The sequence below is a fragment of the Acidimicrobiia bacterium genome (genome assembly GCA_029210695.1).
Classification (GTDB): Bacteria; Actinomycetota; Acidimicrobiia; order Spongiisociales; family JAHEDJ01; genus JAHEDJ01.
Window position 1 is genome coordinate 21,192 of sequence record JARGFH010000038.1, and the last position, 15,457, is coordinate 36,648.

14 protein-coding genes are annotated in these 15,457 nt (G+C 63.1%); 6 read left to right on the forward strand and 8 right to left on the reverse strand.

Annotation, left to right across the window (positions count from 1 at the left end; genetic code table 11):
* Positions 1-44: 44 nt before the first annotated feature.
* The 3 genes from P1T08_12465 to P1T08_12475 all read left to right on the forward strand — a co-directional run bounded on the left by P1T08_12465 (position 45) and on the right by P1T08_12475 (position 1,453).
* Complete coding sequence (locus P1T08_12465) at positions 45-284, forward strand: hypothetical protein (GenBank protein ID MDF1596883.1); 240 nt, start codon at positions 45-47, stop codon at positions 282-284.
* Between the two features lie 10 nt (positions 285-294).
* Entirely contained in the window at positions 295-909 is a 615-nt protein-coding gene (locus P1T08_12470; protein MDF1596884.1) for a TrmH family RNA methyltransferase, read from the forward strand.
* Positions 910-994: 85 nt separating this feature from the next.
* Positions 995-1,453, forward strand: a complete 459-nt coding sequence (locus P1T08_12475) for an MOSC domain-containing protein (GenBank protein ID MDF1596885.1) — start codon at positions 995-997, stop codon at positions 1,451-1,453.
* A gap of 54 nt (positions 1,454-1,507) precedes the next feature.
* On the opposite strand, the gene P1T08_12480 is transcribed toward P1T08_12475, so the two are convergent.
* Positions 1,508-2,677, reverse strand: a complete 1,170-nt coding sequence (locus P1T08_12480; GenBank protein ID MDF1596886.1) for an aminotransferase class I/II-fold pyridoxal phosphate-dependent enzyme — start codon at positions 2,675-2,677, stop codon at positions 1,508-1,510.
* Positions 2,677-3,294 (reverse strand): PQ-loop domain-containing transporter, encoded by a 618-nt coding sequence (locus P1T08_12485; GenBank protein MDF1596887.1) that lies wholly within the window; start codon positions 3,292-3,294, stop codon positions 2,677-2,679. The genes P1T08_12480 and P1T08_12485 overlap by 1 nt, the downstream gene beginning before the upstream one ends.
* Before the next feature lie 191 nt (positions 3,295-3,485).
* Between P1T08_12485 and P1T08_12490 the strand changes: the two genes are divergently transcribed.
* Positions 3,486-4,820, forward strand: a complete 1,335-nt coding sequence (locus tag P1T08_12490) for a hypothetical protein (GenBank protein MDF1596888.1) — start codon at positions 3,486-3,488, stop codon at positions 4,818-4,820.
* A gap of 2 nt (positions 4,821-4,822) precedes the next feature.
* Here the strand turns inward: P1T08_12490 and P1T08_12495 are convergent, their stop codons facing one another.
* Together P1T08_12495 and P1T08_12500 are read right to left on the reverse strand one after the other, a co-directional pair.
* Positions 4,823-7,786 carry a BTAD domain-containing putative transcriptional regulator gene (locus P1T08_12495; GenBank protein MDF1596889.1) on the reverse strand — a complete coding sequence of 988 codons (2,964 nt, stop codon included), beginning with the start codon at positions 7,784-7,786 and terminating at the stop codon, positions 4,823-4,825.
* A gap of 119 nt (positions 7,787-7,905) precedes the next feature.
* Entirely contained in the window at positions 7,906-8,916 is a 1,011-nt protein-coding gene (locus P1T08_12500; GenBank protein MDF1596890.1) for an alpha/beta hydrolase, read from the reverse strand.
* 91 nt (positions 8,917-9,007) lie between these two features.
* Here P1T08_12500 and P1T08_12505 point away from each other — a divergent pair, with 91 nt between their 5' ends.
* Together P1T08_12505 and P1T08_12510 are read left to right on the forward strand one after the other, a co-directional pair.
* Positions 9,008-10,234 carry an ABC transporter permease gene (locus P1T08_12505; protein MDF1596891.1) on the forward strand — a complete coding sequence of 409 codons (1,227 nt, stop codon included), beginning with the start codon at positions 9,008-9,010 and terminating at the stop codon, positions 10,232-10,234.
* Positions 10,231-11,232 carry an ABC transporter permease subunit gene (locus tag P1T08_12510; GenBank protein MDF1596892.1) on the forward strand — a complete coding sequence of 334 codons (1,002 nt, stop codon included), beginning with the start codon at positions 10,231-10,233 and terminating at the stop codon, positions 11,230-11,232. Before P1T08_12505 ends, P1T08_12510 begins: the two co-directional genes overlap by 4 nt.
* A 66-nt stretch (positions 11,233-11,298) precedes the next feature.
* Here P1T08_12510 and P1T08_12515 read toward each other — a convergent pair whose 3' ends face one another.
* From P1T08_12515 to P1T08_12530, 4 genes are all read right to left on the reverse strand, one after another.
* The gene (locus tag P1T08_12515; protein MDF1596893.1) at positions 11,299-11,583 is read right to left on the reverse strand and encodes an RNA-binding protein; all 285 of its coding nucleotides are present in this window, start codon (positions 11,581-11,583) and stop codon (positions 11,299-11,301) included.
* Positions 11,583-12,002 carry an FKBP-type peptidyl-prolyl cis-trans isomerase gene (locus P1T08_12520; protein MDF1596894.1) on the reverse strand — a complete coding sequence of 140 codons (420 nt, stop codon included), beginning with the start codon at positions 12,000-12,002 and terminating at the stop codon, positions 11,583-11,585. The genes P1T08_12515 and P1T08_12520 overlap by 1 nt, the downstream gene beginning before the upstream one ends.
* A gap of 254 nt (positions 12,003-12,256) precedes the next feature.
* Complete coding sequence (locus tag P1T08_12525) at positions 12,257-14,017, reverse strand: ABC transporter ATP-binding protein (protein ID MDF1596895.1); 1,761 nt, start codon at positions 14,015-14,017, stop codon at positions 12,257-12,259.
* Positions 14,014-15,457, reverse strand: a 1,444-nt coding sequence (locus tag P1T08_12530; GenBank protein MDF1596896.1) for an ABC transporter ATP-binding protein, incomplete at its 5' end; no start/stop codon positions are given. The genes P1T08_12530 and P1T08_12525, both read right to left, overlap by 4 nt.

Consider the following 15,457-nt stretch of genomic DNA (forward strand, 5'->3'; position numbering starts at 1 on the left):
TTGCGCCACTACGCTGTTGCGGAAGATAGGCGGGGAGACTGGCGATGGCGATCGAAACACACGATAAGAAGCGTCACGGTGAGGTCGATGAGAAGAGGTTTGGCCGTGCGATTGCCACGAGCATCGTGGTCGGAACACCCCTGTCGATCATCTTCATCGTGCTGTCCATGTGGATCTTCACGGATTCAGACCTGACGAGGGCGTTCTCCGTTGGAATCTGGCCGGGGATCCTGACCGGAGTGTTCGGCGGTGGATTCGTAGGCGTCATCATCGGTTCGGACTAACACCCACCGTATGGATGATGAGCGCGAGGTAGGTGTCGGACCGCATCCGCGGCCATGGCCCGATGATCCGCGACTCGATCCGGAGTTACTCGAGCACGGTGATCGCCGCAACGTCGTGGACGAGTACCGCTACTGGCGCCATGAAGCCATCGTTGAGGATCTCGACGGTCGCCGGCATCCGTTTCATGTTGCGGTCGAGAACTGGGAGCACGATTTCAACATCGGATCGGTGGTGCGAAACGCCAACGCATTCATGGCTTCCGCCGTGCACATCATCGGGAAGCGCAAGTGGAATCGGCGCGGTGCGATGGTCACCGATAGATACCAACACATACTCCATCATCCGACGATCGAAGGTTTCGTAGCCTGGGCGGGTGAAGCCGGGCTGACGGTGGTCGGCATCGACAACTTGCCCGGTTCTGTGCCAATCGAAACGACTGAACTCCCGGCCGGGTGCGTTCTCCTCTTCGGCCAGGAGGGCCCTGGGTTGTCGGAGGGTGCCCGGTCTGCCGCCGCCATGGTTTGTTCGATCACTCAGTACGGCTCTACGAGGTCGATCAACGCCGGCGTCGCCTCGGGGATCGCCATGCACCACTGGATACTCCAGCACCGTTTCGGCCGCTAGAAACCCCATCCCACTTTCTCCGCAATGCTGTGTACGAAAAACACACCATTGCATTGCGGAGAAAATGGTGTTGTAGGGTTTTGGGATGGCATCGGTGTATCAGATCAACATCAGCGGCGGAGGGGTCCCCAAGCTGCCGATCGACGAGGTAGACGTCGACATCAACGGCATCATCGGTGACGACCAGGCGAGCAAAGAGCACCACGGAGGACCCGACCGGGCACTGTGTATTTTCTCGCTCGAGGTGATCGAGGCACTGCAGGCCGAAGGTCATCCGATCGCGCCCGGCTCGACGGGTGAGAACGTGACGATCGCCGGCCTGGACTGGGATCGGGTGGGGCCGGACACCAGGCTACGGATCGGACAAACGGTCGCTCAGATCACCAGCTTCACGTCGCCGTGCTGGAAGATCGTCGGTTCGTTCTCAGACCGTGACTCTGCCCGGATTAGCCAGGCGGAGTACCCCGGTTGGAGCCGCGTCTACGCCAGGGTGATCATCAGCGGAGCCATCCGGACGGGTGACGACGTCGAAGTGATCGACTAGATACCGCCTCCTACCCGCTCTCAAAGGCTCCTGTTCAAAGCGATTCGCAGACGCCTATGGGCCGGCAGCTGAGCGGTTCCGAAGATTCGCCCACCCAACGAGCCGCTTTGCTGCTTCGGTGATATCGGCGGTCGATTCCGCATACGAGAAGCGGATGAAACGGTGACCCTGGGTTGGGTCGAAGTCGATTCCCGAGGTCGCCGCCACGCCGATCTCGTCGAGCCACTGCGCGCTGAGCGCCTGGGAATCGTCGGTCAGATGTGAAACGTCTGCGTACACGTAGAAGGCGCCGTCCGCCGGGGCGATCCGATCTATCCCGGCTCCGGCCAGGCCGCCAATGAGGATCCGGCGGTTCTCCGCGTAGCGGGCGACGTTGGCGTCGAGTTCCTCGGAGCAGTCGAAGGCGGCGATGCCGGCGAGTTGCGAAAGCGTCGGCGGCGAGATGAAGAGGTTCTGCGCAAGTCGCTCAACCGGCCGGATCATCTCCTCGGGTAACACGAGCCAGCCCAGCCGCCAGCCCGTCATCGAAAAGTATTTCGAGAAGCTCTGGACGACCACCGCGTGGTCGGCCACGGCGATGACGGTTGGAGCCGGCGTGTCGCCGTATGTGATGCCGTGGTAGATCTCGTCGGCGATCATGCGGATTTCGTGTGTCTCACAGAAACCGGCGAGATCGGTGAGCTCGACCCCGGTGAGGATCGTGCCGGTGGGGTTCGAAGGAGAGGCCGTCACCAGCCCGTCGAGTGGCAGCAGCGGTTCGAGCAAATCCGGCGTTGGATTGAACCTGGTGTCCGGCCCCACCGGAAGTTCGACGACTTCGATGCCGAGGGCGCGCAGGATGTTCCGGTAGGCCGAGTAGCCGGGCTCGGTCATGGCCACACGGTCGCCTTCGTCGAATGCGGCCAGAACTGCCAGTACGAATCCGCCCGATGCCCCGACGGTCACCGCGATCCGGTCTTCGGCCACGTCGACTCCGTATCGATCGAGGTAGTGCCGGGTGATCCGTGTCCGTAGCTCGGGGACGCCGTGGGCGTCCGTGTAGCCCAGTCGATGGGAACGCAGGGCTGCCTCGGCCGCGGCCAGCACTCCGCGCGGTGCGGGCGTCGACGGCTGACCCACCTCGAGGTGCAGCACTTCGCCGCCGGCAGCTTCCCGGCGCGCCGCCGCCTTCATGACCTCCATGACGTAGAACGGAGCAATGTCGGATCGGCGGGAGATCTTCATCAGGGCGAGCGTAGCGAGCGAGCGTGTGCGGGTTCCAGCCACCGGCGCCGGGTCATGTAATACCTGGCCACCATCAAGGAGGAAGCAGCGGAGGAGAGGATCCCGAACATAACGATGGCCCGGTCCGAATAAGCGGCGCCGTACACCAGCCAGAGGAGACCTTCCACGAGAGTGAGCTGCCACGTCCCTGGACTGATTCCTTTGGGCGCCCAGGTCCTGAAGGCCGTCCACAGAGAAGGCGTCGCCTGCACTCCGAAGGAGACACCGAGCAGAACGCCCAATCCGGCCCAGCCGCCGATCACGCCGACGAGCGTGAGGATCAGCGCCCAGGAGGACCCGAGCATGACTGCCCGGGCGATGGGTCGTCCCGTCCAGGCGATCAGGCCGATCGTGAGCGTGTAGAAGAGCACCATCGAGGTGGTGGACGGAAGTGCCAGCCAGAGGTCCTGCGAGTACAGATATGCCGTCCATGCGGCGTTCGATACCATCCCGAGGCTCGCCCATGTAGTTGAGACCCCGTCGGCATTGCGCGTATTCCACAGTTTCATCACCTGAGGGACCAGCGTGACGAAGGCCAGCAGCGTTGCGAGGACGGCGGCCGAGTCGGCGATGAGCATCGGTGCAGTGTAGGGAGGGCCGGCGGGGCCGCTTCCATCGAAACGGTCTCCGGATCGAGGGTGGCCTAGATCGATCAGGCCTTTGGTGATCGTTTGGCCTCAACCCCGACACTACCTGCGTGGGTCGACCAGGCCGGGTGACCGTCCGTTCCGTTTGGTGCGGGGAGGAACGACAAACCAGGAGGTGTTCTGTGAACCTAGCGAAGTCAAGCGAAGACCTCCATCGGCTTGTGGAGTCGGCGACCAGGTTCGGTATAGAAATGGACGAACAGGAGGCCCTGCGCTGGCTGATGGCGATGTCACTTGCCGAGGGTTCGACCGACATCGTCGTTGATGCCGGCTCGGGCGTGTTCGGGCATCGCATCTCTATGCTCGATTTCAGCCCGCATGATCTCGCCTACATCCGAACAGTGGAGACGATCGTCGAGATCCAGGACCGGGCCGGCGTAGAGACGGCCGTTGCGCTCTCCGGTTCCGCCGCCCAGTCGAAGATCCAGACGTTTCCCGGCGATTGTGACTTCTTTGAGCGGGTCAACATCCTGGCGGCCACCCGGCAGGAGGCCTGCGAGATCCTGGGGGACCTCGTGCTGCAGAAGGCGCTGTCGACCCTCGAAGGTGAGACTTATCGGCTCATAGAGGTCAAGTTCGGTGAGTATCCGGAGAGCCTTTGCCTGGGCGACCTGGAGCTTCCGGCGGGCTCGCTCATTTCCTGGGATGTCGAAGCGCTTCGGGCCGGCGCCGTCTCGGCCTTCACTTCCGATGGCAGTCCGCGCGCCGTTACCTGGGCGGAGGCTGCCCGGCAACCGGGGTGGTGCAAGCTGGATTGGGTGGTAGCCGACCCGGTCAGAGGACACATCTCAAACGCCAGCAACATGCTCGATGCCACGTGGGAGTCACCGGACGGGGCGATCGTTCCGCTGGACGGCTACCTCGACCCCTACTTCCAGGAGGTCTACCTCGAGGCGGATTCGATACCGTTGTTCTCGAAGATCGTCAAGCAGGTCTCAACGGATGCGCTCGACACGTACGTGGGGGAGCTCGAAGCGCAAGTCCGCAAATACGTGGGCCACGAGCCGAAGAACTTTGGCAAAGCGGCCAAGCGGATGTACAACATCTTTCGACTGCAAGGGCGATATGAAGAGGCTTCGTTCCTCCGCGAGCTCTTCGACGAGCCTGCGACTGTCCTCTATCAGGTGTGGTCCCTACTCCGCAGTCTCGAGGAAGCCGCCGACCCCGGCTCTCCGATCGACCGCGATACGGTGCTGAGGCAGGCAGATGAGCTGATCCTCACCGTCGTCCGCACTCTCGAAGGCGACGCGGAGGCTGCGATCGTCACCCACCTGTTACTCCTGCGCGACAGCATCAGCCGTGATAGAGACCTCGAAGGCAGGTCCGTCGCCGTCGCCTCGGCTCGGGAGGACCTCGTCCAACTCGTCAACGACTACTTCTACGATCGGATCACCGCAGTGCCGGCCCTGCGTGACTATGTGATGGACCTCGAATCGACCGTTCCGCCGGTCGGGTGAATTCAGTTGTGAAGGACCTGAAGAGCCAGTTCGACCGTTTGGTCTCTGCTCAGCATGCGACCGCGGCTACGGAGAGCTTCAAACTGGGTGGTCCCGAGCTCGTCCTGGAGTGAGGCGACCACATTGTCGTGGCCGGCCCGGTTGGCGGCGGGTACTGGTGCCCGGGCCACATCCCGGATCGCTTCTTCGGCTCCGTAGAGCTTCGCCGCACTGCCTGCGTCCCCTCGCCGCGTGGCGAGTACGGCGGTTGTGAAGAGCACTCTCGCCACCCCTACCGGCGAGTCGAGGTCGACGAACGCCTCCAGGGACTCGATGAGGAGGAGAGCCGCCATGTCTTCCGACCCATGCGAGGCCTCGAGGTCGGCGGTGTACTGAGCGGCGTCGGCCACGCCCAGTCGATTCCCGAGCTGCCGGTTGATCTCGAGAGACTGATGGTGGAGATCGAGCGCGGTGTCGGCCCGCCCCTCCAGTTCGTCCACGAATCCCAGGCGAAGAAGACAATGGGCCCGCTCACGATCATCGCCGATCTTCTCGAACCGGTCTCTGGCCGCCTCGAAGTGTTCTCGCGCTGTGGCGACTTCGCCGAGGTTCACGAGTGCGATGCCGAGATTGAGCTCCGCAGTTGCTACTCCCCGGACGTCTCCGAGTGCCTCGAACATCGTCGAGGACTCCTCATATCGCTGCCTGGCTGTTGCATAATCCCCGGACTGGAGTGCCAGCACGCCGATTCCGTTCAGAACGCGAGCCACCCTCCCGGTCTCGCCTGCTCCACGTTCGATTTCCAGGGCTCGCTCCATCGAGATACGGGCGGCGGTGTAGTCGTCCATCGAGTAGGCGAGGACTCCGAGGGTCCACTCCGCTTTGGCCACGAGGTCCTCGGGAAGGTCGCGGTATCGGTCGAGCAGGTCGAGGAGGCGTTTCCTGCCCTCGGGAGCGTATCCCCGATGCATCCAGAATGAGGTGAGGGCGTCGGCCAGTTCGATCGCGGCGACGGGATTATCGGCGGTGGCACGATCTAGGGCGGCCCGGAGGTTGTCGTGGTCCTGATCGAGCCTGGCGAACCAGACCGGTTCATCGGGTCCACCTACCGAAGCAGCTGCATTTCTAGCTCCGGCCAGGTAGTAGTCGAGGTGCCGGCCTGCACAGACGCCGGTCAAATCCGCTTCATCCAGTCGGGCGGCGGCGAACTCACGCAGCGTTTCGAGAGAGCGATATCGGGTCGGCCGGTCGGGGACGATCTCTGCTTGCAGCAGCGACTTCTCGACCAGGCCGCCGATGAGGTCGAGTGTTTCTGATGTTGTTTCCCCTACATGGTGGGCAGCCTCCAGGGTGAAGCCGCCCTTGAACACCGATAAGCGGTCGAACAGCTTGCGCTCATCGTCATTCAGGAGGTCGTAGCTCCAGCGGATCGTCTCGCGGAGGGCGACATGTCGGTGCGGCAGGCCCCTGTCTCCGCGGGTCAGGAGGGAGAGTCGTTCGTCCAGTCGTTCGGCGATCTCGGGAATACTCAGCACGTTCGCCCGAGCGGCTGCAAGCTCGATGGCGAGCGGTAGGCCGTCGAGCCTGCGGCAGATCTGTCCCGCGGCCGGCAGAGTCCCGGCATCCTCTTCCAGGTCCGGATTGCGGCGCCGGGCGCGATCGATGAACAGGATGACGGCATCGGCTTTGGCGATGCCGTCGGGTGGGTCGGCCGGATCGGGGAGCCGCATCGGTGGCACGGTCCAGGAGGTCTCGCCCTGCACATTGAGACGCTGGCGGCTGGTTGCCAGCACCGAGGTGCCCTCGGGGTCGGTCGGCAGCTTCGAGAGCAGGTGGACGGATCCGTCGATGACATGTTCGCAGTTGTCGAGGATCAGAAGCGTCCGTTTCGCCCACAGGAACTTCCGGATGGCTTCGATGACGTCTTGGCCCGGTTCCGGTGCAACGCCGAGGGTTTCTGCGACTGTGTCGGTGATCTCGTCTCCGGGCGTGAGTGGAGCGAGGTCGACGAACCAGACGCCGTCTGGGTAATCGGAGAGGAGGGATCCGCCGATCTCCAAGGCGAGTCGGGTCTTGCCGCAGCCTCCCGGCCCGGTCAGCGTGACCAGGGGACGCTGTCGGGTGAGTGCAGTGATGCGTTCGAGTTCCTGGTGCCGCCCGATGAAGGCGGTCGCGGGCGGGTCGAGGTTGGTGGGAGTCTCGGCGGACGCAGTGGTGAGGGTCAACCTGGGGTCCTGAAGCAAGATACTCTCTTCCAGGTCCTGAAGGGGTGGGCCTGGCTCGATTCCGAGTTCTTCCCCGAGGACGTCTGCCGCGCGCTTGTATGTGCGGAGAGCATCTGCTTGACGTCCTTCCCGATAGAGCGCCAGCATCAACTGCTCCCAGTGCCGCTCACGCAGCGGGTGATACTTCACGAGCTTCTCGAGTTCGGCGATCAGCCCACCGTGCTTCCCGATGGCCAGATCGGCGTCGATCCGATCGCCTATTGCACCGGCGCGAAGTTCGTCCAATCGGGTCGCCTCGATCTGGGCTCCGTCGAGATGGCGAACGTCTGCCAGAGCATCACCGCGCCAGAGCGCCAGTGCTTCCGTCAGGGTGACGGCGGCCGCGCCCGCAGAACCAGAAGCCATGGCGGCGCGCCCCCTGCGGACCAGGTCTTCGAAACGGCTGGCATCGATGCACGCCTCGTCGACCTCGAGTGAGTATCCACCACTTGTCGTGACGATGACGGCGGGTGATCCACCGTTGTGCTGAGCCAGCAGTTTGCGCAACTTGGCGATATAGACCTGGAGAGCCGAGGTGGCAGTTGCCGGAGGTCGAGCATCCCAGAGTCGATCTATCAAACGATCGGTGGAAACGACCCGGTTCCGATGGAGCAACAGGAGGGTTAGGAGATCCCGTTGGCGCGTGCTTCCGGGCAGGATGCTGTGGCCCCCTGCCAGCAGGTCGACCGGCCCCAATAGCCGGAACTCCATGGCTTCTGCCATCCCTGTCCTCTCCCTACGCAGATCGTAGCTGTGGCGGATCGCTCACGCAGCGTGCAAATTCAGCTCTGTCTGCGGTGCCGGCGCGTGTGTCTCTCAGTGCGCCCGTGCACAACGGAAACTCACGACCCCGGGCTCACCGCTCGTTCCACCACGAACTCCGCGGACTTCGCCATCGCGCGCGCCGTTGCCGGGTGGCCCGGAATCAAAGCGGGCCAGACGTGGAACATATCCGGTTCGAGAATCAGGTCGACGTCCGCGCCGTCCCGTTTGGCCGCCTCGGCCAGGTTGAGGGAGTCGTCGAGGATCATCTCCCTCCCCCCGGCGAAAATGAGCATCGGTGCAATCCCCGTGAAGTCCCCGTACCTCGGTGAGACATACGGGTTGCGCGGGTCGGCGGTACCGATGTACTCCAGGTTGGGACGGGCATCGCCAAGGGGAAGGTAGTCCGTTTGCCAGTTCCGCCGCAGGCTCTCGCTTTGGTGTTCGAGGTCGGTGTAGGGGGAGAAGAGGATGCTGCCGGCCGGAAGGGGATGGTGCTCATCCCTGAGACGGAGCAGGAGCGCGGTGGCCAGTCCACCGCCGGCGGAGTCTCCGGCCAGAATGATCTTCCCAGGTTCGATTCCCTCTTCTAGGAGCCCCAGGTAGGCGGACAGTGCATCGTCGACCGCCGCCGGAAACGGATGCGCAGGAGCAATCCGGTAGTCGGCGACGAATGAGCGGGTGTGGGTCTCCCAGGTCAACCGGGCAACGAAGCGCCGATGGGTGGCCGGGTTGCCTGAGAGGTACGCACCGCCGTGGAGGTAGAGGATGGTCGCCCGGTCATCCAGGTGGCCGCCCCGTTCATGCCATTCCCCTCGTATGGATCCGACGGATCCCGGGCGCACCGCGACCAGGTCGCGCAGGCTCCGCGGTAGACGGGGATTGAAACTCGCCTCGAGTGCTCTCCGTTCGGCTCTGTCGCCGCCGACGGCGCTCGCCATGATGAAGGCGCGCAGGGCCACCACCGTCATCTCTACCGACCATGACCAGGTCGGGACGACGGGGCCTCTGAAGATCCGGTGGAAGGTCCGGCCGACGACTGCAACGAGTACGGCCAGCGCCAGGCGAATAATGAGTCTGATTCTTCCCATCCCACCACGATACGCCGCTCGAATGACAGTGTTGGTTCCTGTGGCCATCCGTCGATTCAACGAACACCCGGGCCGCTAGCCTCAACTGCTTATGGGGCGCTTCCTGGTCAGGCGGATCATTTCCTCGGTCATCACCCTATTTCTGTTCGCCACCGTGGTCTTCTTCGTCGCCAAGGTCATGATGCCGGGCGATTTCACGAACAACTTCATGCCGGGTCTCGGAGAAGGGAGAGCCGAGCTCCAGGCAGAGTTGGGTCTCGACCGGCCCCTTTTCGAGCAATGGTGGCGGTTCATGGAGAGCTTCGTTCGGGGGCGCTTCGGGGAGACAACCGACGGACGTCCGATTCTCGACCTCATGACAACTCTGCTGCCGTGGAGCCTTCTGATCTTCACGCTCTCGATCGGCCTGGCGTTCTTGACCGGCCACTGGCTCGGCAAGGTCGTCGGCTGGTCGAAGAGCCGTCGGCTGAAGGCCATCATCCGCCTGGGTGCAGTGACGACCCACACGCTCTTTCCCCCGTTCCTCACCTTCGTGCTGGCGGTCGCCTGGATCAACCTGGCCGGTCTGGCCGGTCGCAGCGCCATGATCAGCCTCGCCGACGTCGATCAGGGTGCGATCAGGGTCGGGAGATCTTTCATGATCCTGCCGACCACGGGTGACCCTCTGCTCTGGCAGATGTCCGCCGCCTTCGTCGTGACCGGGATCGTGGTTCTGAGTATGCAGAGGCCCTTCCTGCGATTGTTCCGGCGTCGCATTCCCGGGTGGGTTCTGTTCCTCCTGTGGGTTGGACTCAACCTGGCTTTCTGGCAGTACCTCGGCGAACGCGCCAAGGCTCTCGACGTTCTCTTTCTGCTTTCCCTCCCGTTGCTGGCAGTCGCCATACTGACGATCGGAGAGATCATCCTCGTGGTGGAAGCAGCCATGGACGGAGTGGCTCAGGAGGCCTATATACATACGGCGCGGGCCATCGGCATGCCGGAGAAGCAGGTACGCAACCGCCATGCGGCAAGAGTGGCGCTGCTACCCGCCCTCAGCCGTTTCGTCGTTTCGTTGCCGTTCGTACTGTCGGGCCTGGTCATCGTCGAGTATGCCTTCTCGGTACCCGCCCACTACGGAGCATCGATCAACTTCCCCGGGTTGAGCTCGGTGCTGTTCGCTTCGCTGCAGGCGAGGGACTACCCGCTAGTAGTAGGAGGCTTGCTATTCATCGGGTTGATCTCGGTGGGAGCCCGGATCGTGCTCGACGTGCTGCACGCCATGCTCGATCCTCGAACCCGCTACGGCCAGACCGACCGGCCGACTGAGATGGCGATATGAAACGCCGGTCATGGTGGAGCATCGCATGGGTGCGGTTCCGGTCGAACAAGCTGGCAATGTTCGGCGTGTTCCTCATCGGCATGTATGCGGCAGCTGCCTTCGTGCATCCGATCTTGATGGCAACGGTCTGGGATCGCGACACCTACCACCCGATCTACGGGCATGACGACGTCATCGTCCAGAAGGAAGTCGTCCTGGTTGTGACCGACGATGACACACAAATTCAACTGATGCGGGCCCGGATGGTGAATCCGTTCGTTGAAGTCGGTGAATCAGTGTCCGAGGTCACCCTCCCCGAACCGTTCACGGTCGAGCATCCGCTCGGTGTGGACAATCTTGGACGGGACGTCTTGTCGATGGTGCTGGCGGCGAGCACTCCGAGTTTTGTGGTCGGCCTTTCCGCGGCGATCACGACCGCGGTCGTCGGGCTGCTGGTGGCGACGACTGCTGCGTATTGGCGAGGGCCGACCGACATGATCCTGACCGAGGTGTCCGACACCCTCCAACTGCTCCCGGCGCCCTTACTGATGGTTATTCTCGGTGCCGGGCCGTTTCGGGATTCGCTCGGTCCACTTGCCTTCGGGTTGATCTACGGTGTCGTCGCCGGGGCATCGGGTGCGGCCATCGTGCTGCGGAGCCAGGCCTTGAGCGTGTTGAGCAGACCATTCATCGACGCCACCCGTGTGGCGGGGGCGGGTGCCAAACAGATCATTCTGAGGCATCTGTTGCCGCATCTGGTGCCGGTGGCAGCCCTCTACATGTTGCTCGGCGCCAGCGGAGCAATCGTGGCGGATGGGTTCGTGTCGTTTCTCGGCTTCAGCAACACCCGGCTGAACTGGGGAACCATCATCTTCTTTGCCATGTCGCTCCCTCCGGCCAACCGGGCCGGGATTCCGTGGGAAGCGATCATCGCCGCTGCGGGTGCAATCAGCCTGTTTTCTGCGGCGTTCTACCTGGTTGGTTTGGGGTTCCGAGACATCGCCCGGGCAACCGACTGAGGGCTAACGGAGTCGACCGGCGCAAAGCGCCGGTCGACTTCTTGTACTAGCTACTAGGTACGTCTTCTAGTAACGGTCGCCGCCGCCTCCACCGCCCGGGCGGCGCTCCTGGCGTGGGCGAGCCTCGTTGACGGTCAGACGGCGTCCGTCCATGTCGGATCCGTCGAGCTTCTCGATCGCTTCGCGTCCTTCGTCATCGTTGGCCATCTCGATGAACCCGAACCCACGGGAGCGACCGGTGGCGCGGTCCATGATGACCTGGGAGGAGGTGACCTCACCGAAGGGGGTGAACACGCTCTCGAGATCCGAAGACGTGAATGTATAGGGCAAGTTGCCTACATAGATGTTCATTACCGATTTCCTTCTGAAACAACCGACACGAGCTCGACCGTAAAGGTGAGCGCTTGACCGGCGAGCGGATGATTGGCATCGACCTGCACAGTCGCTTCCGATACGTTCAGCACGATTGCCGGCTGCCCGGTGGCTAGTTGCACCGAGTCGCCGACGGTGAGTCCGTCGGGAGCGTTTGCTGCTGGTACGTCGAACACGAGGTCGTCCCGCGTCTCGCCGTACGCATCGCCCGGTTCGAGTCGGAATGTGGCGGACTCGTCAACGGAAAGGGGTTCCACGGCCCGTTCAAACCCGGGAATCACCTGGCCGGCACCCATCTCGAATTCGAGAGGATCGCCGTCGAGTGATGAATCGAACTCCGATCCATCGTCGAGCATTCCCGTGTAGTGAACCGTGACCCGGTCGCCGGAAGCCGGCATTCGGGTCTCCTTTCTCGCTTCTCGTCCCACACAGCACACCACCCGGCCAGGCCGGTCATGACATGCGGCACGGGTCTGGCTACAGGCCCCAAACCCGAACTCCTGGAACGGAAAAGAGACGCTGCAGTCGCAGTTCGTGCAACTGCCGGAAAGGACTCTAGCGCGCGTATTTCTGGGGTCCAGGCAGAATTTGCTTCAGAGATTTCTCCGCAATGCAATGGTGCGAATTCGATACACAGCATTGCCGAGAAAACTCAGGGGGCCTCATCGGTGGCCGCCCAGAGGTCACGCATCAAGGACGACCGGTCCAGTAGTTCATCGAGTGTTCCGCGTTCCACGAGGCGACCGCCGTCCATCACCAGGATCTGATCGGCGCGTTGCAGTGCCACCCGACGGTGGGAGACGACCAGGCAGGTCACATCCCGGCGTTCGAATAGGCGCGTCCACAGCTCGGCTTCGGTGTGAAGGTCCAGCGCCGACGAGAGATCGTCAAACACCAGCAACTCGGCCTCGGTGGCGAACATTCGCGCCGCCGCCGACCGCTGAAGTTGACCGCCCGACAATTTCACGCCCCGGGCGCCGACCATCGTGTCAAGGCCGTCCTCGAGGCGCTCGAGATCGGGATCCAGCACGGCCAGTGCCACCGCTTCCCGCAACCGCTCCCGGGTGACGCGTTGCCCGAGGGCAATGTTGTCGGCCAATGTGTCGGAAAACAACCGGGGCACCTGAGGCGTGTAGGCCGAGCGCGGCGGGGTCAAGAACGAGGCGGGATCCGTGATCTCGTGTCCATTCCAGGTGATAGAGCCCTCAAACGGGACCAGTCCGAGCAGCGCCCGCAACAGGGTCGTCTTGCCGGAGCCGATCTTGCCTGTAATCACGGTGAAGGTGCTGCGATCAAGTGTGAACGAGATGTCCGCGATTCCATCCTCGGAGTCCGGATACCGGAAGGTCAGATTGCTCACATCGAGATGCTGCAGGCGGTCGGCAGCCTCGAGACGAACCGGCGGCAGGGATGGGACATCGCCGGAGAGAGGAACGCGGGTCCTTTCCATCAGCGCTTCATCCGGCGCATCAACGGCGAGTCTCTTGACCCGTTCGAACGCAACTCCGGTTCTCCGGTACTGAGCAATGATGTCGCCCACGAATGCCGTGTAGCCCGTGAGTCGGGGCAGGTAGGTCAAGAACACGGCGAGGTCGCCGACTGTGAAGGTACCGTCCCGGATGGCCCCGGCGGCGACGATGAGGACGAGGGCGGTCCCGACAGTGGCCATGTTGGTATTGATGGAGCGCAGCAGTTCGGTGAGAAAGGTGTCCCGGAGGGCCGCGGCGCGGCGCGTCTGGTTGAGCTGCCGGAATTCACCGAGAAGAGCCTTCTCGGCGCGGGCGAGTTTCACCGCTTGCACTGCGCCGAACGTCTCGCCCACGAAGCCCGTCACGTTCTCAGTGGCGGTGCGCATCACCCGCCTCCGGTTGCGGATCTGAGGGCTCAGCGACTGCGTGAGCACCCCGGTGAGGAGGAGTGGGATGAGGATCAATCCGGTGAGCCCGGCGTCGATCCTGGCCATGACGAACACCGAGCCCAGGCCGAACGCGACCACCCCGCCGAGGTCGACCCAGTTCTCCACGTACTCCAGAAGGTCGTCGATGTCATCCCGAAACGTTGAGATCGCCTGGGAAGGGTCGACGGCTATCGTTCGCGAACCGGGGGCTTCCAGCAGCCAGCGAAGCAAGTTTCTTCGCAGCTGGAGGGCCTGATCGTTCCAGTAAGTGATCCAGGCCACATCCGCAAACCAGAGCACTCCGTTGCGTCCGATCGCAAGAGCAGCGAACACAATCACGGCGGTCCATGGACTCGCTCCGGCCGGACCTGTGCCGGCCAGCCGATCGAAGACCTGGCCGATCAACAACCCGAAAACGATCGGGAGGGAGTGGACGATGGTCCACAACACTGCACTGAACGAGAAGAGCGCCGGCCGGTAGCGGATCATCTCCCAGGCGAGTCGGAGTGTGCTCATCTCGACCCCTTCGAGTGGGCATGTCTGCGCTCATCCGCACTACGGCCGAGCACGTCGCTCTGGTCCCCGGCTGTGAGCAAGCGTGAGTAGTAGCTAGAAGGATCGGCAGCCAGCACCTTCCGTGGGCCGAGCTCGGCGATCCGGCCGGCCTCGACGACCATGATCTCATCGGCCCGTTGCACGGTGTCCAGCCGGTGGGCGACGATTACGACGGTTCGGTCTCGAAACATCCGCTCGGTGGCGAGCGACAGCACCGACTCGGTGGCCGGATCGAGACGGGAGGATGGCTCGTCGAGGATGACCAGCCCCGGGTCCTGGAGAAACACCCTGGCGAAGGCGAGGAGTTGCGACTCTCCTGCCGAGAGTCCGGCGCCGGAGGCGCCCAGCAGTGTGTCGAGCCCGAGTGACCCGACCCATTCACCGAGTCCGGCGGCCTCGAGCGTTCCCAGGATGTCGGCGTCCGGCCGGGTGTGGTCGAAGAAGGTCAGGTTGTCGCGAACCGAAGCACGAAATAGCTGCACATCCTGCGTCACGACCCCCACCCGGGCTCGCAGCGACGTGGGCGCCACGGAGCGTATGTCGATCCCTCCGATTGATACCGAACCCGCGGTCGGATCGTACAGACGAGAAATCAGTCGCGTAATAGTGGTCTTGCCGCCCCCGGTCCGGCCGAGGAGCCCGAGTACGCGTCCGGCTTCGAGTTCGAATGAGACCTCGTGCAACACCGACCGTTGGTCGTACGAGAAGGCGACATCATCAAAGGAGACCGAAAGCGGCCCTTCGGGCAGTTTGGTCGTCCCTGACTCGTCGATCCGGCTCGTCAAGCCGCGTAGTTCGTCGATTCGTATGATGCCGCCTGCCGCCTTCTGAAGTTCCTGAAACTCCTGTGCCACTTGCTCGATTGGGGTTCTCACGAGTTGGGTGTACTGGACGATCAGGTAGGCGGTCCCGATGGTGATTTCCCCGCGCAGCACGAGCCACACTCCGACGGTGAGTGAAATAGCGTCTCCGGACCAGAAGGCGATGTTTGATGCCGTCCAGAAGATCGTCCGTTTCTTCCATGCCGCCGTCGTGCGAAAGAAGAAGTCACGCATGACGCCGACGAATCGGAGCATGACGAACGGACCTGCCCCGTTGGCCCGGATGTCGTCGATTCCTGCCAGACGCTCCTCGATGAATCCGTACAACTGCGCTGAGGTTTCCCGCTCTTCCTCTGACGCTTTGACCGCCAACCGGCGCATCTTCAGGATCAACGTGAGGACGGCGGCGACGTATGCCGAGATGGCGAGTCCCATGCGCCAATCGGTGAACCATGACACCACCAGCACGCCGACCAGAAGGAGTCCACTGCCCAGCAGTCGCACTAAGCCTGGATCCACCGATTCGGTTGGCTGGTGGTGGTTTTGGGGGTTGAATCGGGGTCGGGTGGGCCGGATTGTG

Bases quoted from the DNA above. Each gene is read 5' to 3' on its own strand.
- P1T08_12485 (MDF1596887.1), bottom strand. From the start codon at position 3,294: ATGCTCATCGCCGACTCGGCCGCCGTCCTCGCAACGCTGCTGGCCTTC.
- P1T08_12470 (MDF1596884.1), top strand. From the start codon at position 295: ATGGATGATGAGCGCGAGGTAGGTGTCGGACCGCATCCGCGGCCATGG.
- P1T08_12520 (MDF1596894.1), bottom strand. From the start codon at position 12,002: ATGCCGGCTTCCGGCGACCGGGTCACGGTTCACTACACGGGAATGCTC.
- P1T08_12500 (MDF1596890.1), bottom strand. From the start codon at position 8,916: ATGGGAAGAATCAGACTCATTATTCGCCTGGCGCTGGCCGTACTCGTT.
- P1T08_12465 (MDF1596883.1), top strand. From the start codon at position 45: ATGGCGATCGAAACACACGATAAGAAGCGTCACGGTGAGGTCGATGAG.
- P1T08_12495 (MDF1596889.1), bottom strand. From the start codon at position 7,786: ATGGCAGAAGCCATGGAGTTCCGGCTATTGGGGCCGGTCGACCTGCTG.
- P1T08_12475 (MDF1596885.1), top strand. From the start codon at position 995: ATGGCATCGGTGTATCAGATCAACATCAGCGGCGGAGGGGTCCCCAAG.
- P1T08_12525 (MDF1596895.1), bottom strand. From the start codon at position 14,017: ATGAGCACACTCCGACTCGCCTGGGAGATGATCCGCTACCGGCCGGCG.
- P1T08_12510 (MDF1596892.1), top strand. From the start codon at position 10,231: ATGAAACGCCGGTCATGGTGGAGCATCGCATGGGTGCGGTTCCGGTCG.
- P1T08_12480 (MDF1596886.1), bottom strand. From the start codon at position 2,677: ATGAAGATCTCCCGCCGATCCGACATTGCTCCGTTCTACGTCATGGAG.
- P1T08_12505 (MDF1596891.1), top strand. From the start codon at position 9,008: ATGGGGCGCTTCCTGGTCAGGCGGATCATTTCCTCGGTCATCACCCTA.
- P1T08_12515 (MDF1596893.1), bottom strand. From the start codon at position 11,583: ATGAACATCTATGTAGGCAACTTGCCCTATACATTCACGTCTTCGGAT.